At 62.1% G+C, this 23,408-nt stretch carries 21 protein-coding genes; 10 read left to right on the forward strand and 11 right to left on the reverse strand.

Features of this window, described 5'->3' with window-relative positions; translation table 11 throughout:
• Together KHO33_RS20905 and KHO33_RS20910 are read left to right on the forward strand one after the other, a co-directional pair.
• Entirely contained in the window at window positions 1–750 is a 750-nt protein-coding gene (locus KHO33_RS20905) for an amino acid ABC transporter permease (RefSeq protein ID WP_200565936.1), read from the forward strand.
• Between the two features lie 2 nt (window positions 751–752).
• Complete coding sequence (locus tag KHO33_RS20910) at window positions 753–1,409, forward strand: amino acid ABC transporter permease (protein WP_054036418.1); 657 nt, start codon at window positions 753–755, stop codon at window positions 1,407–1,409.
• Between the two features lie 76 nt (window positions 1,410–1,485).
• On the opposite strand, the gene KHO33_RS20915 is transcribed toward KHO33_RS20910, so the two are convergent.
• The 3 genes from KHO33_RS20915 to KHO33_RS20925 are packed head-to-tail and all read right to left on the reverse strand — an operon-like array spanning window position 1,486 to window position 5,467.
• Complete coding sequence (locus KHO33_RS20915; RefSeq protein WP_200565937.1) at window positions 1,486–2,766, reverse strand: c-type cytochrome; 1,281 nt, start codon at window positions 2,764–2,766, stop codon at window positions 1,486–1,488.
• Between the two features lie 9 nt (window positions 2,767–2,775).
• On the reverse strand, window positions 2,776–5,010 hold the full coding sequence (locus KHO33_RS20920) for a xanthine dehydrogenase family protein molybdopterin-binding subunit (RefSeq protein ID WP_200565938.1): 2,235 nt from the start codon (window positions 5,008–5,010) through the stop codon (window positions 2,776–2,778).
• 1 nt (window position 5,011) lies between these two features.
• The gene (locus tag KHO33_RS20925; RefSeq protein WP_200565939.1) at window positions 5,012–5,467 is read right to left on the reverse strand and encodes a (2Fe-2S)-binding protein; all 456 of its coding nucleotides are present in this window, start codon (window positions 5,465–5,467) and stop codon (window positions 5,012–5,014) included.
• 366 nt (window positions 5,468–5,833) lie between these two features.
• Here KHO33_RS20925 and KHO33_RS20930 point away from each other — a divergent pair, with 366 nt between their 5' ends.
• Both KHO33_RS20930 and KHO33_RS20935 read left to right on the forward strand, forming a co-directional pair.
• Window positions 5,834–6,232: a hypothetical protein gene (locus KHO33_RS20930; RefSeq protein WP_200565940.1), complete on the forward strand. Its 399-nt coding sequence runs from the start codon at window positions 5,834–5,836 to the stop codon at window positions 6,230–6,232.
• A 460-nt stretch (window positions 6,233–6,692) separates the two neighbouring features.
• A complete protein-coding gene (locus tag KHO33_RS20935; protein ID WP_200565941.1) occupies window positions 6,693–7,511 on the forward strand; it encodes an alpha/beta fold hydrolase in 819 nt (272 codons plus the stop codon).
• 169 nt (window positions 7,512–7,680) lie between these two features.
• Here KHO33_RS20935 and KHO33_RS20940 read toward each other — a convergent pair whose 3' ends face one another.
• Complete coding sequence (locus KHO33_RS20940) at window positions 7,681–8,634, reverse strand: peptidoglycan DD-metalloendopeptidase family protein (protein ID WP_200565942.1); 954 nt, start codon at window positions 8,632–8,634, stop codon at window positions 7,681–7,683.
• A 691-nt stretch (window positions 8,635–9,325) separates the two neighbouring features.
• The gene (locus KHO33_RS20945; RefSeq protein WP_054036427.1) at window positions 9,326–9,742 is read right to left on the reverse strand and encodes a hypothetical protein; all 417 of its coding nucleotides are present in this window, start codon (window positions 9,740–9,742) and stop codon (window positions 9,326–9,328) included.
• Window positions 9,743–9,751: 9 nt separating this feature from the next.
• Between KHO33_RS20945 and KHO33_RS42630 the strand changes: the two genes are divergently transcribed.
• Entirely contained in the window at window positions 9,752–9,886 is a 135-nt protein-coding gene (locus KHO33_RS42630) for a hypothetical protein (RefSeq protein WP_267914199.1), read from the forward strand.
• Window positions 9,887–10,022: 136 nt separating this feature from the next.
• Here the strand turns inward: KHO33_RS42630 and KHO33_RS20950 are convergent, their stop codons facing one another.
• The 4 genes from KHO33_RS20950 to KHO33_RS20965 form a co-directional block, all read right to left on the reverse strand.
• The gene (locus KHO33_RS20950; RefSeq protein WP_234480659.1) at window positions 10,023–11,285 is read right to left on the reverse strand and encodes a cytochrome c; all 1,263 of its coding nucleotides are present in this window, start codon (window positions 11,283–11,285) and stop codon (window positions 10,023–10,025) included.
• Window positions 11,282–12,046 carry a (2Fe-2S)-binding protein gene (locus tag KHO33_RS20955; protein WP_200565943.1) on the reverse strand — a complete coding sequence of 255 codons (765 nt, stop codon included), beginning with the start codon at window positions 12,044–12,046 and terminating at the stop codon, window positions 11,282–11,284. The genes KHO33_RS20950 and KHO33_RS20955 overlap by 4 nt, the downstream gene beginning before the upstream one ends.
• Window positions 12,043–14,871: a xanthine dehydrogenase family protein molybdopterin-binding subunit gene (locus tag KHO33_RS20960; protein WP_200565944.1), complete on the reverse strand. Its 2,829-nt coding sequence runs from the start codon at window positions 14,869–14,871 to the stop codon at window positions 12,043–12,045. The genes KHO33_RS20955 and KHO33_RS20960 overlap by 4 nt, the downstream gene beginning before the upstream one ends.
• Window positions 14,872–15,329: 458 nt before the next feature.
• Entirely contained in the window at window positions 15,330–16,085 is a 756-nt protein-coding gene (locus KHO33_RS20965) for a DeoR/GlpR family DNA-binding transcription regulator (protein ID WP_200565945.1), read from the reverse strand.
• Window positions 16,086–16,208: 123 nt separating this feature from the next.
• On the opposite strand from KHO33_RS20965, the gene KHO33_RS20970 reads away from it, so the two are divergent.
• Together KHO33_RS20970 and KHO33_RS20975 are read left to right on the forward strand one after the other, a co-directional pair.
• Window positions 16,209–16,796 carry an NUDIX domain-containing protein gene (locus KHO33_RS20970; protein ID WP_200565946.1) on the forward strand — a complete coding sequence of 196 codons (588 nt, stop codon included), beginning with the start codon at window positions 16,209–16,211 and terminating at the stop codon, window positions 16,794–16,796.
• 250 nt (window positions 16,797–17,046) lie between these two features.
• Window positions 17,047–17,346 carry a hypothetical protein gene (locus tag KHO33_RS20975; protein WP_234476893.1) on the forward strand — a complete coding sequence of 100 codons (300 nt, stop codon included), beginning with the start codon at window positions 17,047–17,049 and terminating at the stop codon, window positions 17,344–17,346.
• Between the two features lie 84 nt (window positions 17,347–17,430).
• Here KHO33_RS20975 and KHO33_RS20980 read toward each other — a convergent pair whose 3' ends face one another.
• Window positions 17,431–18,603, reverse strand: coding sequence for a porin (locus tag KHO33_RS20980; protein ID WP_200565947.1), 1,173 nt, complete (start codon window positions 18,601–18,603; stop codon window positions 17,431–17,433).
• A 547-nt stretch (window positions 18,604–19,150) separates the two neighbouring features.
• Between KHO33_RS20980 and KHO33_RS20985 the strand changes: the two genes are divergently transcribed.
• Both KHO33_RS20985 and KHO33_RS20990 read left to right on the forward strand, forming a co-directional pair.
• The gene (locus KHO33_RS20985; RefSeq protein ID WP_054036433.1) at window positions 19,151–20,260 is read left to right on the forward strand and encodes an OpgC domain-containing protein; all 1,110 of its coding nucleotides are present in this window, start codon (window positions 19,151–19,153) and stop codon (window positions 20,258–20,260) included.
• Between the two features lie 170 nt (window positions 20,261–20,430).
• Complete coding sequence (locus KHO33_RS20990; RefSeq protein ID WP_054036536.1) at window positions 20,431–21,291, forward strand: alpha/beta hydrolase; 861 nt, start codon at window positions 20,431–20,433, stop codon at window positions 21,289–21,291.
• Between the two features lie 84 nt (window positions 21,292–21,375).
• On the opposite strand, the gene KHO33_RS20995 is transcribed toward KHO33_RS20990, so the two are convergent.
• Window positions 21,376–22,458, reverse strand: a complete 1,083-nt coding sequence (locus tag KHO33_RS20995) for an AI-2E family transporter (RefSeq protein WP_200565948.1) — start codon at window positions 22,456–22,458, stop codon at window positions 21,376–21,378.
• Between the two features lie 345 nt (window positions 22,459–22,803).
• On the opposite strand from KHO33_RS20995, the gene KHO33_RS21000 reads away from it, so the two are divergent.
• Window positions 22,804–23,088, forward strand: coding sequence for a DUF3331 domain-containing protein (locus KHO33_RS21000; protein ID WP_028197253.1), 285 nt, complete (start codon window positions 22,804–22,806; stop codon window positions 23,086–23,088).
• Window positions 23,089–23,408: the final 320 nt, after the last annotated feature.

A 23,408-nucleotide genomic window follows, 5' to 3' on the forward strand; every position in this document is an offset into this window, starting at 1 on the left:
ATGACTTATGCGTTCGATTTCAGCGGCTTCGGCCTCTATGCGGGGCTGCTCGCGCGCGGCGTCGCCGTCACGCTGGGGCTGACCGCCGTGTCCACCCTGCTCGGCGGTCTCGTCGGCATTGGAGGCGCGAGCATTGCGGTGGCCGGGCCGAAGTGGGCGCGCTGGGTGGTCGCGACTTATGTCGAGTTGATCCGCAATACGCCCTTCATCGTGCAGTTGTTCTTCATCTTTTTCGGCTTGCCGAGCCTCGGCATTCATATCGACGAGGTGCAGGCCGCGATTCTGGCGATGACCGTCAATCTCGGCGCGTACGCGATCGAAATCGTACGCGCCGGTATCGACTCGATTCCGCGCGGTCAGGTGCAGGCGGCGCAAGCGCTCGGCCTGCATGGACGGCAAGTGTTTCGCTACGTCGTGCTGCCGCAGGCGATTGCCAACGTATTTCCCGCGCTGCTGAGCCAGGTGCTGATCGTGATGCTCGGTTCGGCGGTGGTCTCGCAGATTTCGGTGCCCGATCTGACCTATGCGGCCAACTTCATCCAGTCACGCAATTTCCGCTCATTCGAGAGCTACGTGATCATCACCGCGACGTACCTGGTGTTGTCGATCGTGTTGCGGCAACTCATGAACCGGCTCGGCCGTGGCCTCTTCGCGGGCCGCGTGGCTCGCGGCGGCAGCGACAGCGCGCCGCGTAACTGGCGCACCCGCCTGATGTGGCGCGCCGCCCGCACTTTGCCGACGGAGCGTTGATCATGGTCGAATTCACGCTGTGGGACATCGCCCGCAATCTGTTGCTCGCCGCCCGCTGGACGGTGTTGTTGTCGCTGATCGCGTTTGTTGGCGGTGGCATTGTCGGGTTGATCCTGCTCGCGATGCGCGTGTCGCCGTTGCCGTGGCTGCGGCGAATCGTGGTGGTGTACGTGGAAGTGTTTCAGGGCACGCCCTTGCTGATGCAGCTGTTTCTGGCGTTCTTCGGCCTGCCCTTGCTGGGTGTCGATGTGTCGCCCTGGGTTGCGGCGGCCGTCACGCTGACGCTTTACACCAGTGCGTATCTGGTCGATATCTGGCGCGGCTGCGTGGAAGCCGTGCCGCGTGGTCAATGGGCTGCGGGCGCGAGTCTAGGCATGACGTTCAGTCAGCAATTGCGCTACATCATCTGGCCGCAGGCGCTGAAGATCGCCGTGGCGCCCACAGTCGGCTTCCTTGTGCAGGTGGTGAAGAGCACGGCGCTCGCGTCGATCATCGGCTTCACGGAATTGACCAAGACCGGCACGATGATCACGAACGCCGCATTCCGCCCGTTCCCGATCTACGGAATGGTCGCGATGATTTACTTCGCGATGTGCTTCCCGTTGACGTGGTATGCGCGCGTGCTGGAGAAGCGGCAGAAGGTGGGGCAGCACCGCTAGCATTTTCTGCGGGGCTATAAAAAAGCGGCAACCGTTTTGCACGGTTGCCGCTTTTTTTGTTTTCGGGCCGATGCTTCTATCGAGCCGCCTGGGTCGACTTCCGCAACTTCGCTACGTCACCCGCCGCGACAGGCGACCCACCGTTATTCCACCCGGCCCGCACGAAGGTCAGTACATCGGCGATCTGCTGGTCGTTGAGCACCGGTGCGTACTTCGGCATCGGATACGGCGCGGGAATACCGCCGATCACCAGATCCTCCGTACCGTTCAACGTCACATTGATCAGCGAGGACGAGTCCTTCTCCAGCACGTTCGGATTCCCGGCCAACGGTGCGAGCATTGGCGCAAAGCCGCGTCCATCGACACCATGGCAGTGCATGCAATACGCCGTATAAACGCGCGCACCGGCATCGTTCGCGGGACGGTTCAGCGATACCTTCGTCGCTTGTGGATCGTACGTATAAGGCGGCGAGCCACTGCCGCCCGCCGGCGGTAGCGATTTCAGGTAGGTGGACATCGCGGCGATGTCGGTGTCGTTCATGCCCTGCGTGCTATTGTTGATCACGCTGGTCATCGAACCGAATGCCGACGCATGGCGATTGGCGCCGGTCTTCAGGAACGCCTGCAGATCCTGATCGTTCCAGCGACCGAGGCCGACGTTGTGCTCGCCGGTCAGGTTCGCGGCGAACCAGCCGTCGAGCACGCCGCCCGTCAGGAACGCGCTGCCGCTTTCATCCAGCGCCTTCTCCTGAAACGCGATACCGCGCGGCGTATGACACGAGCCGCAATGCCCCAGACCCTGAATGAGGTATGCACCGCGATTCCACGCGACATCCTTGCCCGGCTTGTCCTGATAGGCGCCCTTCTCCAGGAACACCATGTTCCAGAACTTCAGCGGCCAGCGCATGTTCAAGGGCCATTTGATGTCCGGCTCGCGATTCGCCTGCAACACCGGCGCGACGCCGTTCATGAAGTACGCGTACAGCGCTTTCATGTCTTCGTCGTTGACCTTTGCATACGACGGATACGGCATCGCCGGATACAGGTTGTGCCCGTCTTTCGCGACGCCTTCGCGCATCGCTTTCGCAAAGTCCTCTTCCGTGTAACTGCCGATGCCGGTTTGCTGATCCGGCGTGATGTTGGTGGTGTAGATCTGGCCCATCGGCGTGGTCATCGGCAGGCCGCCCGCAAACGGCTTGCCCTTCGGCGCCGTATGGCAAGCAACACAATCGCCCACCTTCGCAAGATAGGCGCCGCGTTGCACCAGTGCCTGATCCGCCGCTTGTACCGGAGCTTGGGTGAGGAACGGCAACGCCACACACAGCGCTGCACCGAAACCCTTGAATGTGTTTTTCATGTTGGGCTCTCAGGCGGTTTGTAGTTGACTGCCGACCGGCAATTGCCGCAGCCGCTTGCCGGTGGCCGCAAAAATCGCGTTCGTCAGAGCCGGCGCGAGCGCCGCCGTACCCGGTTCGCCGATGCCGCCAGGCGCCTCGCTGCTCTTCACGATATGTACCTCGATCGGCGGTGCCTGATCGATGCGCAGCATCCGGTAGTCGGTGAAGTTGTTCTGCTCCACGCGACCGTCCTTGATCGTGATTTCGCTGTAGAGGGCCGCCGTGATGCCGAAAATGATGCCGCCCTGTACCTGCGCTTCGATCGTGTTCGGGTTCACCACCATCCCGCAATCGACCGCGCACACCACACGCTTGACCGCCACCTCGCCCTGATCGACCGCGACGTCGACCACCATCGAAAAGAAGCTGCCGAACGCATGCATCACCGACACGCCGCGCCCTTGACCCTTCGGCACCGCACTGCCCCAGTTCGCCGCCTGGGTGGCGGTATTGAGCACGTTCAGCGCACGCGGCGTTTTGCCTAGCAGATCCTGACGGTATTTGACCGGATCGATTTTTGCCTGTGTGGCGAGTTCGTCGATGAAACTCTCGACCACGAAGGTGCCGCGCGTCGGCCCCACGCCGCGCCAGAATGCAGTCGGCACCGCGTGCGGCTCCTGGCGCACATAGTCGATCAGTTGATTCGGCAAGTCGTACGGCAGATCCGAGGCGACTTCCACCGCATCCGGGTCGATCCCATTCTTGAACGCGGGCGGCGCGAAACGCGCCAGGATCGACGAGCCGACAATCCGATGCTGCCACGCAATCGGCTTGCCATTCGCGTCGAGGCCGGCGGAGATCTTGTCGTAGTAGTACGGCCGGTACATGTCGTGCTGGATATCTTCTTCGCGCGTCCACACCACCTTCACGGGCGTCGACACCTGCTTGCCGATCTTGACCGCCTGCGTGACCATGTCGAACTCGAGCCGCCGGCCGAAGCCGCCGCCAATCAGATGGTTGTGCACGACGATCTTGTCAGCCGGCAAACCAGTGACGGCAACCGCGGCGTCCACTACCCGCGTCGGCACTTGCGAACCGAGCCAGACATCGCAACCGTCGGGCCGCACATGCACCGTGCAGTTGATCGGCTCCATCGTGGCGTGCGCGAGGAACGGCTGCTGATACACGGCGTCGACGCGTGTCTTCGCGTTTGAAAACGCGTTGTTTACGTCGCCGTCTTTACGCGCCACCGCACCGTTTTGCTGCGCGGCCTTGGCAAGATCGTCGACGATCTGCTTCATCCCGATCTGCGCGCCCGCACCTTCGTTCCATTTGATATCGAGCGCCTGCAAACCGCGTTTGGCGGCCCACGTGTGATCGCCGATCACGGCGACCGCGTTATCGACTTTGACGACCTGGCGCACGCCGGGAATCTTCTTCGCGTTGGTATCGTCGACGCTCGCGAGCGTGCCGCCGAACACAGGGCAGTTCGCGATGGCCGCGTAGACCATGTCGGGCACGCGCACGTCCAGTCCGAACATCGCCGTGCCGTCGACCTTCTCGGGTGAATCGAGGCGCTTCACCGCGGTGCCGATCACCTTGAAGTCTTTCGGATCTTTCAACTTGACGTTCTGCGGGGCGGGGAGTTTGGCCGCGGCCGTCACCAGTTGACCATAGCCAATGCTGCGATTGCTCGCAGCATGAATCACCTGACCGGCTTCTGCATGACAGCTTGCCGGATCGACTTGCCATTGCTGCGCGGCAGCGCTGATCAATATGGTGCGCGTGGTCGCGCCAGCCCGGCGCATCGGCTCCCATGCATAGCGGATCGACGTCGAGCCGCCGGTGAGCTGGCCGCCGAGCAGCGGATCCATGAAGAGCTTTTCGTTCGGCGGCGCATGGTCGAGCGTGACCGAATCGAGCGGCACTTCGAGCTCTTCGGCGATCAGCATCGGGATCGATGTGTAGACGCCTTGCCCCATTTCGACCTTCGGGATCACCAGCGTGACCTTGCCCGCGGTGTCAATCTGAATAAAGGCGTTCGGCGCGAACACGCCGCTTTGTGGCGCTTCATCCCCATCGCCGCCGATCACGGATTTGCCGGCCTTCTGATCCTGGCTGACGGCAGGCATGCTGAAGCCGAGCAGCAAGCCGCCGCCAGTTGCAGCTCCCACCGTGACGCCGAATTTGAGGAAGGTGCGGCGCGAGATGCCGCCCTTCGGCGGCTGCGCGCCGTTTTGTGAATCGAGCAATCCCTGGGACATGTCAGGCTCCCTTCGCGGCTTGCTTGATCGCCGCGCGGATGCGGTTGTACGTCCCACAGCGGCAGATGTTGCCGGCCATGGCGGCGTCGATATCCGCATCGGTTGGATTCGGGTTGCTCGCGAGCAGCGAAGCCGCCGACATCACCTGCCCGGACTGACAGTAGCCGCATTGCACGACGTCCAGCTGACGCCAGGCCTGCTGCACCTTCTGCCCGGCCGGCGTGCTGCCGACCGCTTCGATGGTGGTGATTTTCTTATCGCCGACAGCCGCCGCCGGCAGCACGCACGAGCGCACCGCGACGCCATCGAGATGCACGGTACACGCGCCGCATTGAGCGATACCACAACCGAACTTGGTGCCGGTCAAACCGACGAGGTCGCGCAAGACCCACAAGAGGGGCATGTCGGGGGGTGCGTCGACGGTATGCGTCTGGCCGTTAATGTTGAACGTTGTCATGGGCGGCTCCGGGTGGGGTTTATTGTTTGTCAGGCTGCTTGTTCAGACTGTTTAGACAGAGACGCCGAACCAAAACGCAAAGACTTGCCGTGTTTATTCGACACGCCGTGCTAATTCGTCATGCGGCTACTGTTCAATTGCAGATCAACGAGTACAGTAAATGATGCGCAGGGCGAGTGCGCTGGAAGAGACCTGGAAATTGTAGTCGTGGATAAAGAAGTTCGCCGGCAACGTGACATGTCCGCGTGCGTATCCACACGGCGAAAAGGACTTCGCGGCGGCGCTTGCCTGAAGTGAAACGAGATTCAAATCAATGCGTTACCATTGCGGCATTGGTTTGGCATAACTATCCGAAGGAGCGGCAAGATGAACGACCAGCAATGCATTCAATTCCTCTCGGAAATTCGCAAACCGCTACTGGCGCTGCATAAGTCGATTCTCGATCACGAGCGCGCGGCGTACGAAAAGGAATTCGGCCCTGTGACCCCGGCGGCCTTCCTGCAGGTGCTCATCAACGGCTCGGCGTTCCGCTGGCTCACGCCGCTCTCCACGGTGATCGCCAACGTCGACGAAATTCTCGACGACAAGGAAGCGGAAGCCGCCGATCGGCTCGCGGCAGCCGAAGCCGTCTCCGGCCTCTTTTCTCCCGACCAGCCCAACAACGCATTCCTGCCGCGCTACTTGCCGCTCCTGCAAGTCGACCCGGCGATCCTGCATCACCATGGCCAGGTTTCGCAATTGCTGCGCGGCGCTGAAGCGAAGTAGCCGGCGGCGCGTTACTTCGCCCGGGGCTCGTTAGGCTTCGTCGGCGTTAGCCGACGGTTCTCACTGCGATGGTGCGCGGCATTCCATATTGATTGCGCCTTCGGCTCCCGAATTTGCTCACCATTGCCATGCGCACATTCTGATCGATCACGCGTCGTTTCGTTGAATACCGAATCGACGCGCCCCCGACGATTACCAGGCTCCCCGAATCCAGCCAACACAGAAACGCCCTATTTCAAGGTGATTTATTCTCGTTTCGTAACAGTCCACTATACCCGCGCCACCCACCGTTCAATCCTGCAACGCCGTGAGTCGCAATCTTTTCAATTTGCCTGGCTTTGCTGAATAAAACAAAGGTGAGTCTTTTCGGGAGGCTTTCCGAGCATGCTACGAAAAGCCGGTCAGCGCGCTTCGGAACACCCTGCTAAGGTAAGCAGACTTTCTCGCGACGCTCATCATCATGCAAAACTGGCCGCTTCCTGAAAGCTATACGTTCCGTGATCAAACCGTGCGTTTTCGCGTGACCGGCAACGGCCCGCCGCTGGTGCTGGTTCATGGCACACCGTTTTCTTCGTATGTATGGCATCGCATCGCCCCGCATCTCGCGCAAGTACGCACCGTGTATTACTACGATCTGCTTGGCTACGGCCAATCGGAGCAACGCGACGCTCAGGACGTCTCGCTCGGCGTGCAGAACTTGCTGCTGGCGGAATTGCTCGCGCATTGGGACCTGACGAATCCGGACATCATCGCGCACGATTTCGGCGGCGCGACTTCCTTGCGCGCGCATCTCATTGACGGGTGCGACTATCGCAGCCTGACGCTGATCGATCCGGTCGCCGTCGCGCCATGGGGTTCACCGTTTGTGCAGCACGTGCGCGAACACGGCGCGGCCTTCGCGGGACTGCCGCCGTATATCCACGAAGCGGTCGTGAAGGCCTATGTGCGCGGCGCGATTGCTCGCGATATTCCGGACGAGGAACTCGCGCCTTATGTGACGCCGTGGCTCGGCGCAACGGGCCAAGCCGCGTTCTACCGCCAGATCGCCCAGATGGATCAGCGCTATACCGACGCGGTCGAAACACGTTATTCGCAGATGCGCTGCCCGACGCAAATCCTGTGGGGCGAAGACGACCAGTGGATTCCGCTCGAACGCGGCCGGCAACTGGCGGCGGTCATACCCGAGGCGCGCTTTCAGGCGGTGCCCAAGGCCGGTCATCTGGTGCAGGAAGATGCGCCCGAAGCGATCGTCGCAGCGGCGCTGCGGTGGTTCGATTGAAGGAAGGCGCGTTACGGGTAGCCGATCTGATCTGGCTGGGAGCGGACCTGGAGGGCCCAGAGGATCCGAATGCAAGGATGTGACGAAGCAGCGATCCCGGCAAATGACTGACCGGGATCGCTGCTTGTTTGCTGTTGGCGAGAACTCGCCGGCTAGTGCCTAGTCGCGCCTAGCCGCGGCCTTGCGGCAAATACGGCATCGGATCGATCGGCTTGCCGTCGCGGCGCAACTCGAAGCCGACCGAGACGCGCGAGTTGTTCTCATCGCCCATCTCGGCAATCTGCTGGCCTTGCCGCACGATGTCGCCGATTTTGACCAGTAGCTTGCGGTTATGCGAGTACGCGGTCAAAAAGTCCTTGTTGTGCTGGACGATGATCAGGCTGCCGTAGCCGTTCAAACCGGTGCCGGCGTACATCACCTTGCCGTCGGCCGCGGCCCGCACCGGATCGCCGACCTTACCGCCGATCTCGATGCCGCGCGTTTCGCCCGGCTGGAATGCTTCGACTACACGGCCACCTGCAGGCCATGCCAACGACACGCCGTTCGCATGCCGCGAAGTTTGCTGCGCGACTTCGCGTGCCTCGGCGGCGCTTGCCGCGGGAGATGGCGTGGCAGACTGCGCCGTTGCCTGCGAGGTAGTTGCCGCCGGCGCCTGCTGCGCGGCAAGCGGAACAGCCGGCGCGGACGCCGCCGCAGCCTTCGCAGCGGCGGCTGCCGCATTGGCTGCCCGCACCGTTTCCGGCGAAGCGACGTGCAACACCTGCCCAAGCTTCAATCGCGAGGACGGTTTGAGCCCGTTCCACGCCTGTAACTGCCTGACACTGCAATGATGATGTTGCGCGATGCGCGCCAACGTGTCGCCACGCTTGACGCGATACACCAACGGCGGCGACCTCTTAAGCGGCGTGCCGTCGTCGGCGGCTAACTGGACCGACGAACCTGCGAGCGCACCGGAAGCCGGCACGGCAGCCGCAGCCGGCACACCGGACGCAGCCGACGCGGCCGATGCCGCGCCAGTTTGCGCATCCTGCTGTCCCACATTCGCACAACCGCTGACCGCCAGCGCGACCCATACGCCAGCCAGACTGGCCATCATTGTTCTGTCGAAACGCTTTCCCAACATGTTCGACTCCTGCTTTTTATTGGCGAGCCGGATGCTGCCCTGTCGCATGCGATGCGCGCATTCTGACGAAGCGCTGCTTTCTGCCGCGACACAGCGAGGCCGCCTCGTGCGGCGCTCACCCGTGCCCTGCCGTACAACCCAATCCCTTTCGCCTTACTGGATGCCCAGATGCTCAATGCGCAGACGCCGGATCTTCGGATGCCGGATGCCCCGACGCCTGAAAACAGCCGATCTTCCGCGAAAAGGGCCAGATTGCCGATTAAAATTCACGCGGAATTGTAAAGTGCGTTTTGTAAAAAACGTCCCGGTCCACACAAACAGATACAAACCTTACGCACGGTGTTGCAGATACGGTTGCATCCGCAACCAGTCCGGCGCCGCATTTCCTCGAGCCTCCGCTACTCCGTGCGGGTCCGTGCTGATGCGCTTACCGCCGCCCTGGCGGCATCAGCCGGCACGTCAGGCCCGTCTGCGCCTCACCCGCGGTGTCGGCCTCGCGTCTCAACGCGCATGATCGCGAAGACCCGTAAACGGCCGCGCCGGCCGGCGACCGGACGATAACGCCTGCTTATCGGCAAAACGCTGAAAAAACTTGAATTACCGGTATGCGGGATGAGAAGCGAAGGCGGGGGATGCGCAGGCGAGCGGACGGACAGGCGGGCACCGCCCAGCTCGCAGCGACTGGCCTGACCTAGCTGTAAGTGTGACCTTGATACAGCACGAAGCCGACCGGATGATGCGTAAAGTGCAGCACCGGCAGAACCGGGTTGTTGTTATCGGCGGTGGGATAGGCGCTGGCCTGGGCGATGTATTCGCCTTGCGCCTCGATTGGCTGGCCGACCTGCAGACCGGGAATTTCCTGCGCGAGCCCTTCGCTGTCGCCGTAGCGCACGGCAACGAATACTTCGGTACCCACCAGGTTCTGCGTGCCGCCTTCGAACTTCACGACACTGTCGATCTTGATGACGAATTGCTGATGTTCGGCGGTGTGGTGAAATTCCGGGTTGAGGAACACCTTGCTGATCGTACCCTGTACGCAAGCCAGCGGCGCGCCGACCGAATGAGGGTCACTATGATGAGGAAGAATCTGCGTTGCGAGATTGCTCATGAAGTCTCCGTGAAGGACATCGGAACGGTCTACGGCAAAACGTACGGCGCGCCGCCGGAAGGCAACGGCGCGATACCGTTTGAGCAGACCATTACGTGTGAGTTCATTGCGCGCCATTCGCAGGAGACACGAGGATCGACGTGAAAGACGTCAATCATTGGCCGGGTGGCCCGGTGGCACTCCGGCCAGCACATAAAAAAAGCCGGTGGCCTTGTGGGCACCGGCTTTTTCTTACATAACGATTAGCGCTTTATTTCCAGCGCCCAACGCATGCCATGCTTCAACGCAACGCCTTTACCGCATCGGCCGTCACGTCGGCGGGTTGGCCGCCATACGTCGCGCGCAGATAATTCGCGAGCTGCGCGAGTTCCGTGTCGCTGAGTTGCGTGGCGAAGCCCGGCATCTCCTGCATCCGCTCGAGACCCGGGAAATCCTGCGCGCCGATGCCGTCGAGCATCGCCACGATCAGGTTGTGCGCATCGCTTTGACGCACTGTCGAGTTGCCGTGCATCGGCACCGCGACGTGCGGCTTGCCCTCGCCGCTCAGCCCGTGACAGCCCGCACACATGGCGAGATACACATTGCGCCCGGCCTCGAGTTGCGCGGCATCGGCGGAGACCGATTGCAAAGGTTGCGGCGCCGGCGCCTGGTCACCAAGCAGATAGGTCGACATCGCGCGCAGATCGTCATGCGTCATGTACTGACTGCTCAGATGCACGACCGGATACATCTCGCCGAAAGCCGAGCCTTGCGGCGCGATGCCCGTGGCGAAGAACGTCTGCAGGTCCGCGGCGGTCCAGCCACGTGCGGCCAAACCATGCGGCGTGATGTCCGGCGCGGCGATCCTGCCGAGCGCCGCGCCCGTCAGCGGCTTGGCGCCGTCGAGTTGGCCGAACTTGCCGCGCGGCGTATGACATTCGGCGCAATGACCGAGCGCACTCGCCAGATAGCGCCCGCGATTCCAGTCTGCGGACTGCCCGTTAGATGCATTCGGCAACGTGTCCTTCAGGAACACCCAGTCCCAGAAACGCACGCCAAAACGCATGTTGAACGGGAACGACAACTCGGGCTCGTGGTTCGCCACGGCCGCCGGCTTCTGCGCCATCAGGTACGCGTAGATCGCATCGCTATCCGCGCGCGACAGTTGGCGGTAGGACGTGTACGGCATGGCCGGATACAACTGCTTCGTCGGTGTGACGCCGTCGTGCAGCGCCTTGTAGAGATCGTCCGCGCTCCAGTTGCCGATGCCGTGGTCCTTGTCCGGCGTGATGTTGGTGCCGTAGAAGGTGCCGAACGGCGAGGCCAGCTTCACGCCACCGGCGAACGGCGCGCCATCCGACGTGGTGTGGCAGGCCGCGCAATCGGCGGCTTTCACGAGGTAACGGCCGCGTGCGAGCGGATCGGCCGCGGTGGATTGCGGGCCCATTGCGGCGGCGGCCTGCATCGCCGAGGCGGAGTCGTCCTGTTTGCCACAAGCGCTTAGCAAAGCGGCCGTGCCGAGCAACAGCAACGCGCGGAGCACATTCATCGAGGGAGTCATCATGCCGCGTCCTTTACGAGGCCAGGCATGGTCATCACAACCTCCTTCACGGCTTCGTAGTAGCGCACGTAGCCCGTGCAGCGGCAGATATGGTCGTTCAACGCCTCGGTGATGGTTTGCTCGACCTTGTCTTTGGCAATCGGCTGACGCTTCAGACGTTCGATCAGCACGGTCGCAGCGTTGACGAAACCGGGCGTGCAGTAGCCGCACTGAAAACTGAAGTGCTCGAGAAATTTCTGCTGGATCGGCGACAGTTCGACGACCTCGCCTGCTTCGTTGCGCTTTGCGTGGCCTTCGATCGTGCGGATGGTTTTGCCATGAAAGAAATTCGCGCCCGTGATGCAGGTGCGCACTTCTTCGCTGGTGCCGTCCGGCTTGTCGACGATCACGACGCACGCGTGGCAGATGCCCTGGCCGCAGCCGAGGCGCGAGCCGGTCAGATGCAGATACTCGTGCAGGAAGTCGATCATCATCAGACCGGCAGGCACGTCGGTCGGGCCGACGATCTCGCCATTCACCTTGACCGACACCGGCAGTGTGCGGAAATGCGTCAACGGACGCTCGACCACCGTTGCGGCCGGCGCGCCGGCCGCAACACCCGAGGCACCCGAGGCACCCGAGGCACCGGAAGCAGTGTGCGCGGCAGCAGCGCTCGCGGGACCGGAGGCCGCAGAAACTGCGATGGAAGCGGAAGCGCCAGAAACAGAGCCCGAGGCAACAGCGGCGCTCGCAGCATTAGCGGAAGTTTGAGTGGGGGCCGTCATGCGAGCACCTCCTGAATACGTTGCGGGGTGACCGGCAGGTCGGTAAAGCGATGCCCGATCGCGTGCGCGATACCGTTCACGATGGCGCCGACCACCGGAATCATCACCACTTCGGCGATGCCCTTCGGCAGATCGGTTTCGGTGAGCGGCGGCAGCACTTCGCCGGTCTGGGTCCATACGGCGACATCCGTCGCGCGCGGCAAGTGGTAACGATTGAAGTTCCACGTGCCGTTGCCAGGACCGTCTTCGTAGAGCGGCAGATACTCGTGCAATGCGTGACCGATGCCCATCGCAAGGCCGCCTTGCAGCTGGCCCGACACAAGTTGCGGCGAGAGCTGATTGCCGCACTCCATGATCGAGTGATGGGTGAGCAGGTCCACCTTGCCACTCGCTTCATGCACCGACAGCTCGACCAGCGTGCCGACCGCGCTGTAATACGTCACGGCCGCGTTGTTGCGCTGAACCGGCGGAATGAACACGCGCTGACGATCGAGCACGCGGTAATGGTTCGGCGTGGTTTGCAGTTTCTTTTTATCGGCCGAAGCGTTGTCGCCATATCGAAGCGCAAGCCCATCGAGCGGCAGACGCTCGACATTGCCGTCGATCTCGAAGTCCGACTCGGTCCATTGCCAGCGATTGAACACATGTACCGTCGCGCCGGTGACCAGACCCAACTCGTGCGCCGTCTTCGCGAGCCGTTCGAACGGCAACGCTTCGAGTCCCGCCGCGGACAGCTTGCCGTCGACCCAACGCGCGTCCTCCATGCGTACCACCAACGGCGCAGCTTGACCACCGCCGCCGCCCTGACTCCAGATCGCCATCGCCGCCGGCCACAAACCGTGCGCGAAGACGACGCGTGCCGCTTCGCGCGTGCTGTGCGTGAAATAGAACGCCGAGTTCGTCGCGCTCGATGGCGACGCATAACCCGGCGACCAGCGCGGATTCGCGGCCAGCTTGTCCTGGTCCGCTTGCGACATCATGTATGGATCGCCGCTCGTGACGACCGGCAGATCGGGCCAATCGGTGATCGCGACATGCACGTCGGTGGCCGGCTTGCCGAGCCACTTCGCGACCGCGATCGCCTGCGAGGTCGACATGCCGGTACCGATTTCGGCTGCCGTGTGTTGCAGGCCGATCTTGCCGTCGGCGCTGAACTCGACCTTGGCGAACGAGGTTTCCGCGCCCGTGCCGAAGTCCTTCTGCACACACGCAAAACCGACGCCATACCGCTTGCCCGGATGCGCGGCTTCGAACTCGGCCTTACGCTTCACGCGATTCACCCACAGCGGATGAACCTTCGCCTTCTGCAACACTTCGTCAACGCGAATCGCGCCGGCGGGCACCGCGCCCTGGGTGTTCTTCATGCCCGAACGCAGCGCGTTTTTCAGGCGGAAGTCGATCGGATCGAGTTTCAGCTCCGCGGCGATTTCGTCGACCATCATCTCGGTCGCGGCCATGCTTTGCAGCGTGCCGTAACCGCGCGCCGAACCAGCGTCGATCGCGCGCGAGGCGATCGCCACCGCCGAGAGATCGTTCTTCGGGAAGTAATAAATCGATTGAGCGGCCGTCGCGCCGACCATCGCCACCGACGGCGAGAAGTTGCAACGCCCGCCGCCGTCCGCTTCCATCGCGGCCTTGAACGATTGCATCAGACCGGTGTTCCTATCGACGGCGATCCGGTAGTTCATCTTGAACGCATGGCGTTTCAACGACGTCTGGAACTGCTCGTAACGATCGTTCGCAAGACGCACCGGGCGGCCGTTCGCATACATCGCGCAGACAAGGCCGTAGAACGGCACGTTGAAGTGATCCTTCGAACCGTAGCCCACCGTGTAGCACGGGTGAATGAACAGGTTCTTCACCGGGAACGCGCACTTCGCGACCATGCCGGCCGCGCTGTCGGCGACTTCGGACGGCGCCTGGGTCGGCACGACCATGTGCAGCGATTGCGTCGCCGCGTCGTACCAGCAGTTAGCGTTGTCGGGTTCGAGCGCGGCCGTGTCGATCGACTGCGTGTTGTACTCGCGCTCCATGACGAGCCAGTCCGCCGACGGGTGATCCAGCTCCTGCTGGATCTGACCGGCATGGAACATGCCCTGCTCGTCGAGCTTCCCGTGTTCGACGCCGTCCGGCCACACCGGCTGGTGCTTGCGCATCATGCTCGGGAACACCGGTGCGTCTTTCAGGCTGGAGAAAACGTCGTCGTCATACGGCGTCTTGCCGCCTACTCGCACGAAGCGGAACGTGCCCCACGGATCGCGCTCGAGCGGCCCGGTTGGCGCGCCGTAACGGATGATCTGATCCTGGAACTTGAGCTTGTCTTTTGCGAAGCGGAAGCGCGCGAAGTCGTGATAGATCAGGATCGCGACCGCCTGGCCGAGATACGCGGGCGTCTTGCCCGGCGGCAGCAACATGTCGTCGCCGTAGAAGGCCGGGAAGATCAGGCCGTCACGCGTCAGATCGGCCGCCGTCACCACGCGGTCGGGCTTCAGTTCATCGCCGAGCAGCGACAGGTCGAAGCCTTCATAGCTGCGGTCGGCCTGCGTCGTGCGCAGGATGAAAGCATGCGATTGCTGCTGCGGCCAATGCGGCATGTCGGCGGCGCGGATGTCGCGCGCGAACACTTTCGAACCCGTCACTTTGGCGATACCGTCGATGCGGAATTTCGCCTGGCCATTAGTGGCATTCCACTGAACTGGCGTCAGAATTTTGTCTTCGAACAACGCAGCAAATGCGCGGCTGCCCATCGGCGCGATATACACCGACACACCCGCCAATACGCTGGCCTTCAGAAAACCACGACGCGAAAGGTCGAGTTTCCCCATGGACTTCTCCTTTAGTGAACACAGCGGCAACTCGTGAGCAGGACGACCGTGGAAAACGTCAAATCTCGCGCGCGACCACGCACGTGTTCGCGCGCGGCGAACCTGCGCTGGACGGCGATAACCACGAGGGAGGTGTTCGAACCGCGGGCGCTTGCTTGAGCCCGGGCGTACCGGCGACGTGCAGTAGCCATCACTTCGGCTGCCGCAGTCGATCTGATTGACCTTGAACTACCGTGAGTTGCCTTTTCCCTGCCCTACAGAGGGCCAAGGGCCGGGATTATCTCGCTGTTTAGACGCACGGTGCGTCATTTTTTGTCAGCTATCTCGCAAATAACGAATTGGGTATGAATCGTTATAACAGCGGGTTTATTGCGCTTTTTGTTATCTGATGCGAATCGGCGATGGTCGCTATTTTGTCGCGACCGTACCTGACTAAAACGTACTTATTAAAACGCACACTAAGCGCGCAGGATCGTGATCCCCAATGCTTCGAACGGCGTGGTCAGCACCTCTGGCGTGTTCCGCTCGACGACGATTGTGCCGGCCGCCGACACGTCCGCGATCTTGTACGCCGACGCCGCATTGAGTTTTTCCGCCGACGCCAGCACCACCGTTTCCGCCGCATGCTCCGCGAGCGCGCGCTTCACGTAGGCCTCCTCCATATCACCGGTGCTAAGACCCGCTTGCGGATGCACACCCGTGACGCCCATGAAATAGAAATCGGCGCGAATATGGCTGAGCGATTCGATAGCCGCCGCGCCCACGTTGACCATTGAGTGCCGGAACAGGCGCCCACCGATCATGATGACCTCGAGCTCGGCGTGCTCGGCCAGTTCGACGGCGATGCTCGGGCTGTGCGTGACGATCGTCGCCCGCAAGTCACGCGGCAAGTGACGCGCCAGTTGCACGGCCGTCGTGCCGCCGTCGATGAGCGCAATCTGCCCGCGCGCGATCATGCCCGCCGCCGCCCGGCCGATCGCCGCTTTTGACGCAGATTCGATGCGCTCGCGCCCGGCAAAATCCACCGCCGCTGGCGACGCCGGCAAGGCGCCGCCATGCACGCGCTGAAGCTGCCCCTCGGCGGCGAGCTCGCGCAGATCGCGGCGGATCGTGTCCTCCGAGACGTCGAACTCAACGCTCAAAGTCCTGGCGATCACCTGGCCGTCACGCTTGAGCGCTTCAAGGATCAACTGTTTTCTTTGCGATGTGAGCACGGCTGGCGTCCTGAAAGCATTTTGGCAATCTGCACGAAATTTCTTGTTTTTGCACGATACTGCACGATACCATAAATTGCATGCGGTGCAGACCGCCTTTCCCAACGGAACAGGATGAAAGCCATGAACGAAATCGCCGGGCGGGTGCGGATCGTCGACGTGAAAGTACTATCGGACGACTGGTACGTGCTGAAAAAAACCACCTTCGACTACCAACGCGCGGACGGTAGCTGGCAGCGCCAGAGCCGCGAAACCTACGATCGCGGTAACGGCGCGACCCTGTTGCTATATGATCCGCGCCGCCGCACGGTGGTGCTGACGCGGCAATTCCGCCTGCCGGCGTTCGTCAACGGTCATCACGGCATGCTGATCGAGGCGCCGGCGGGCCTGCTGGAGGCGGCCTCGCCCGAAGAACGGATTCGCGCTGAAGTCGAAGAGGAAACCGGCTACCGCGTACACGACGTGCGCAAGGTATTCGAAGCCTTCATGAGCCCGGGTTCGGTAACGGAAAAGCTGCACTTTTTCGTCGCTGAATACGATGCGGTGGCGAAAGTCGGCGCGGGCGGCGGTATTGCCGACGAGGGTGAAGATATCGAGGTGCTGGAGCTGCCGGTGAACGACGCGCTGGCGATGGTCGAGCGCGGCGAGATCGTCGACGGGAAGACGATCATGCTGTTGCAATACGCAAAGTTGAGTCTGTTCGGCGCGTAAGCGTTGCTTCGCCGCAAGCCGCGGCATTTCAGACTAGTCCCACGCGACTTTGGGAAAAGGACGATATGTCGACGAACCTCAAAAAAATATCCTTACGGGTCCTTTTAAAGCCTGCCTCGCGGCCATTGCGAGGCCAGTCTTTAACCGGGCAAGCCATTTCCGTCAGGATATTTTTTTACTTCGTCAGCTTCATAAAGCCAGCGAATGATTTGAGGTTTAAGTGGATTCTCTTAATTCAGCGAACAGATTCATGGGTGGTTTCTTTTTTGGCACCGTGGTCGCTGCAGTCGTAATGGTATTACTGTGCAATGCCGGTGACTTTTCGCCGTTTATCGCGAAGCTGCATGCTTTGGAACAGGTCATCCTGACCGTGCTTATTTCGATCGTTATCGTCGATGCAAAGCCATTGGCCTATAAAACGGTCTGGCGTGAGCGCCGCTGCAGCTTCATACTCGATGAGGATCTAACCGCGACCATTCGCGGCAGAACCTTCGGCATTCCCGCCGGCGTGGTAGCCGGGATTCTGATTCAGAACTACGTGATGAACTGATCTCCCGTCACAAGGAAAACCGATATCCATCATGCGGGCTCTGCAGTCATCATTCAGCCCATCGCCGGAACGCCCTGCCATCTCCTAGAACTTATGCCGTATCGCCGCGCGCACCACGACCTGCTTCGACGTCGATGACGGCGACTGCGTGCCGGGCGTGAAGGCATCATCCAGAATCGAATAGGTGGGGTCGCCGGTCACCTGCTGGTATTCACCCTGAATGTACACATCGGTGCGCTTGGACAGGTTGTAGTCCGCCATCAGGCCGAACGAATGAATCTTCGGCTTCACGCCGCCGCTCGAGGCGTCGTAGGTTTCCATCGTGTACACGTACTGCGCGCCGACGAACAGCATCGGCGAAATCTGATACTTGCCGTTCACCTCGAAGTTCTGATACTTGAGCGAGTTCAACAGCACGCCCGGCGGCACGAGCGGCGTCACGCCGAGATAGCCGTTGCCGGTCGGGTCCAGATAGTTCGAGTTGGTGTACACAAAGCCCGCCGTGGCCGGGCCGAAGGTATAGGTGATGCCGCCGCCGAACACGCGCATGCGGGCGGCGATGAAACTGGCGTCGTTCGCGGTGATCGCGCCGTTTGAGCCGTTGCCGGGGTTGTCGGCCTGCAGATAGGCCGCGGCCACCAGCAGTCCGCCATAGGTGTACTGCCCGCCGAAACTGTACGCGCGATTGTTGGCGAAGCCGGTGTCGTTGCTGAAGCTGTAGACGCCGCCGAACTGGAAGCCCGAGATCGACGGGCTGGTGTACTTGACGCTGTTGTCGAGGCGGAACGAGTTATCGGTGTTGTCGTTATCGTACGGGTGCGAGAACAGGGAGCCGGCCCAATTGCCGTTGGCCGTGGTCTGCGCCAGATAGTCGACCACCGAGTCGTACTGGCGGCCGAACGTCAAGGTGCCGTATGGCTCCGAGCTCAGGCCGACGAACGCCTGGCGGCCGAACATCCGGCCGCCCTGGTTAAGCCGCCCGGAGCTGACGTCAAAGCCGTTTTCGAGCTCGAAGATCGCCTTCAGGCCGCCGCCCAGTTCCTCGGCGCCCTTCAAACCCCAGCGGCTGCCTTGCGCATAGCCGCTTGCGAGTTCATAGACATGGCCGCGGCCGACATTGTTGGTGTAATTGATGCCTTCATCGAGCACGCCGTACAGCGTCACGCTCGTCTGGGCAAAAGCAGGCAGGGAGAAAATCGCTAACGAAACGGCGGACAAAGCAGTGGAGACAGCCAGCGCGAACACTTGCTTGTTCATGATGATCTCCCTGAGCTCGAGCAATGGGACAACTCGATCCGACCGCTTTCTTATTGACGCTTCTCGAGGCGTTTAGCGACCCCGACGCGCTTTGAAGAAATCCTCACACGCCGTTACGTCGCCGTCCATCGGGTGTCGCGCGCATATCTCAAAACGTTGCGAAATCTCCACTGCTTAGGGCAGCCCCTTTTTTCGGGACGCTTATTCAGGTAAACGGCGCCACAACGTCGGGACTTAAGCTGACCGTCACATCAGCCATGCAGGCTTGCACGTTTCGAAGCGGTTTTGTCATGGAAAGAAATATAATCGAAAGCTTTTGCGGCGCTGCAGCGGAACTCTGCGCCCTCAAACGGGTCATTTTTACTGGCCTCTGCAGCCGCGCCTCGCATGGCCGGTTCAAGCGGCGACACGGATGACCGCCCCGCGGGTCGCGCATCCACCGGTCCGCCGCCCGCCGCAACACCTAATCCAATTTCAAAAGCTTTGTGAGACGCCTGCCGCGCTGAACTAGCGCGCCGTCGCACGGGGCTGCTTTTGGCACTACACAATGCAAAAGTCGCAATCCCGCTTGATCGAGCTCGATTTTTTCCGCGGGCTGGTCCTCCTGATCATCGTCGTCGATCACATCGGCGGCAGCATTCTGTCGCGCGTCACGCTGCACGCCTACGCGCTGTGCGATGCGGCTGAAGTCTTCGTGTTCCTCGGCGGCTTCGCCACCGCGACGGCCTACGCGGCGCTCGCCGAACGGCGTAACGAGGCGACCGCGCGCAGCCGCTTCCTGCGGCGCTCGCTCGAAATCTATCGCGCCTTCCTCATCACGGCCGGCTTGATGCTGCTGGTCAGCGCGGTGCTGACCGCGTTCAGTATCGACGGCCCGAATCTCGCGACCACCGATCTCGACGATCTGATGGACACCCCCGTGGCCGCCCTGCGCGACATCCTCCTGTTCCGCCGTCAGCCGTATCTCGCTTCCGTGCTGCCGATGTACGCGTTCTTCGCCCTGCTGGTGCCGATGATCCTGCCGCTCGCGCGCAGCAAGCCGTGGCTGCTGCTGGCCGGCAGCGTCGCGCTGTGGGCAGGCGCCCCGGCGATCGACGCTTACCTGCCCGCCGCGCCGGACATGCACTGGGATTTCAACCCGTTTGCCTGGCAGTTGCTGTTCGTGCTCGGCGTGCTGGCACGTTGCCAGCCGGTTTATCAGCGGATCAGCGCGCATCGGGCCGGCTGGCTGGTTAGCGTGCTGGCGTTCGCCGTGGTCGCCGCCGCGGCGTACTACAAGCTTTTTATTGAACGCGAGCCGCTCGATGCCAGCTTCAAGCAAAACCTCTCCTATCTGCGCGCGGTCAATTTTCTGGCGATTGCCTGGCTCGTCGCGAACCTGATCCAGCTCGGCTGGGCAAGGAAGCTCGCTCAATGGATGCCGTGGGTCGGCATGATCGGGCGCAAAGGGCTGCTGTGCTTTATCGCGGGCGCCGTGATTTCGCTGGTCGTCGATTCGGTGCTGTATGCGGCGACTGACGGCTATCTGAACTATCCCCTCGGCCTGATAGCGGATGCATGCGCGGTCGGCGCGCTGTTCGCCGTCGCGAGAGCATCTGAGCCGCTCAAGCGCTTCGCGACGCACCTCTGGAGCTTGCGTCTCAGAACGTCGCCCTGAGCGAGCGGCGTGCACATGCCGCGCGCGCTTTGGCTGTGTTGCTGTTTGCCGACTGCTGCGTCCCACTTGCGTGCCTGACGAACTGCCGCCGCGAGGCCAGCCAATTTTCACTGCCGATCCTGATAGCATGACGGCCGCGCGCGACCTGCGCGGCGGCCTCTTACTTTGACATGCGTCTATTCCTACATTCCGCACTCCTCGCGCTATGCGCCGCTGTCGGCGCGCCGGCGAGCGCCAGCACCGTCATCAGCCGAAGCTTCCATTCCGAAGCGCTCGGCCGTGACTGGGCCTACACGATCTATCTGCCCACCGGCTATCGCCACGACGCCGCACGCATTCCCGTGCTCTACCTCCTGCACGGCAACAACGGTGACGCCAACGACTGGCTCACGCAAGGCCACCTGCAAACCACCGCCGACACACTGATCGACCACAAGGAGATGCCCCCGGTCGCGATCGTGATGCCGCAAGGCGGCACGGACTGGTATGTCGATCGCAAGGAGAAGATGGAAACCGCGTTCTTCGGCGATCTGCTGCCGGAGATCGAAACGCGCTACGCGGTCGCGACGCAGCGTAGCGGGCGAATGATCGGCGGCGTTTCGATGGGCGGTTTCGGCGCGTTGCGCTACGCCATGACCCAACCCGAGCTGTTTTGCGGCGCGCTCCTGCTAAGCCCCGCGATCTATGCGAACGGGCCGCCGCTCGCTTCGGCGGCGCGCCGCGTCGGTGTGTTCGGCGACCGGCAGTTCGATCCGCACGTCTGGCATGCGCTCAACTATCCGGCGCAATGGGAGCGGTACATGAGCCAGCCGTATCGCCTGCCGATGTTCATCGCCGCCGGCGACGACGACCTCGCGATCCAGGCCGACGCGTCATCGCTTTACACACATCTTCGGCTGGCGGGGAACCCGGCGGCACTGCGCATCATCGACGGCGGCCACACCTGGGATGTCTGGAGCGCGCTGCTGCCTGCCGCGCTGAAATACACGCTGGGCTGCGTCAAACAGCCGGCGCGCGATCAGGACAAGTAGTCAGGAGGAGTAAGCCGGCAAATCAGCAATCCTGATTGCGCCGGCACATTGCGTGAAACAGTTGCGCGCACCAAGTGCGTGCAACTATTGCACGAGGTCGGTCCACAGCACCACCAGCACGGTCATGAGCGCGGGCCCGATGAAGAGGCCAAGCAAACCGAACGTCTCCGCCCCGCCGAGAATGCCGAATAGCACAAGCAGGAAAGGTAATCGCGTCGAGTTGCCGATCAGCACCGGCCGCACGAAATGTTCGGCGACGAACACCACAACCGAGCCGAACACCGCAAGCCCCACGGCCGCGGCAACCGAGCCTTGCGAGAACAGCCACAGGGCAGCAAGGCCGAACGTGAGCGGCGCGCAGAACGGCAGCATCGCGGCAATCGCCGTGACGAGCGCGAGCAGCGCGACGTGCGGCAAGCCGGTCACGAAGTAGGCGACGCCCATCAGCACACCCTCGCCTAGCCCGACCACCACGAGCCCTGACACCGTGCCGCGTACTGCCGCGGCCATGCGCGCGAGCAACTGCGCGCCGTCCTCGCCGAAGCCGCGCCGCACGCCTTTCATCAGCGAGCCGGACAGACGCGGCCCCGCCTGAAAGATCACGAACAGCGTGACGAGCATGAAGGCGAACACCATCACACCGTGTGCCGCGCGCGCACCGAAGTGGCGACCGAGCGTCATCACCGTGGTGCTGTGCAGCCCCTTCATTGCCGCCGAGTCGCGCAGAGGCTGAGCGAGATTGGCCTGCCACCAGGCTGAAATCTGCTGCACGCCGAACGGCAAGCGCTGGATGACGTCCGGCATCGGAATACCGTTTTCCTGCGCGGCCTTGAACCACTCATTCATGTCATGGGCTTCGCGCAGCGCCTGGGCAATGCCGACACCCACCGGCAGCACCACCAGCAATGCGATCGCAACGGTTAGCGCCGCGGCGATCAGCGTCGTGCGGCCAGCAAGCCAGCGGCAGCGTTCCGCCTTTTGCAACAGCGGCCACAGCGCGATCGCAATCACGCCCGCCCAGGCCGCCACCGCAATGAAATCGCGCACGACCCACAGCGCCAGCAATACGAGTGCGATATACAGGACGAGTGACGCCGCTTTCTGCTTTTTCAGGCAATCAGGCGGTGTCGGCGATTCGGACGGCGCAACGGGGGGGCGTGAAATCATGTGGGCTCTTGAGTTCTTGTGAATATGCGCGCGTGACGACCAGAAAAATGCAAACCCGCTACACTTGCGTCGCACGGTTGCTCATCAATAACCACATCTTAAAGGAAGCACCGGGGCCCCTCGCAGGCAGCATGCTCGTCGCACTGGGTACAACACTGCGTTGCAAAAATCCACGCTATCGCAAATTCACCTCGCATATAGCCCGCAAAGGCCCGCCGGTTCGGGTAAGCCCGAATGTCAAGTTTCATTGTTGCTGTTTGGGGAACACTGTTTCAACCGCGGCACAATGGCTATCCGCCGCGCGCGGGACTACATTCGGCACTCCACAATACGGAGCCGACGATGATGACCTTAGAGTCCATCCCCCTTGACGGAACCAATGGCGTACGCATCGAAATTCTCGAGCGCTCCGACACCACGCTGGTGATCCGCTGGGTCGAACCAGGGCGCTGTCATTACGGCGAGCAGCGTTGGCGGCGGCGCTCGGCGCATACGTCGGGAACGTGCGCGGTGACTCGGCGCAAGATTCGCCGCGGCGACGCGGTGTTCAAACCGGCTGAACGGCCGGCGCCTTCGAATGCTTCAGCAATGATTTGTGCTGAGGTGTTGGGCGAACTGGTTGAAGCCTGAAGTTTTTGCCTTTGCCTCGACGACATGCGGCTGCCGTGAGCCTACCGCCCCTGCCGTCGTAGGCGCCCTTCGTGATCTACTGGCGCAGGCTCTCCGCCGCGCTGCCCGCTTTTTTCAGCCGCTCTCCCACACGCCCGGCGCCGCTCGTCAACTCACTGCCTGTATGTCGATAACGGCCGCTGCGAAAGGCCGCTGGCATTGGCCGGCAGTCACTCTGCCGCCCCGCCCTCAAAAGCCCGATTGCGGCGCTTAGCCACGTGCGCTAATGTGATCCCCGTTGCGCCAACTCATCACCCCTGTCAGATGCGCAGCGTTAAATG

Origin of the sequence: Paraburkholderia nemoris, from assembly GCF_905221015.1 — a bacterium.
Lineage (GTDB): Bacteria > Pseudomonadota > Gammaproteobacteria > Burkholderiales > Burkholderiaceae > Paraburkholderia > Paraburkholderia nemoris.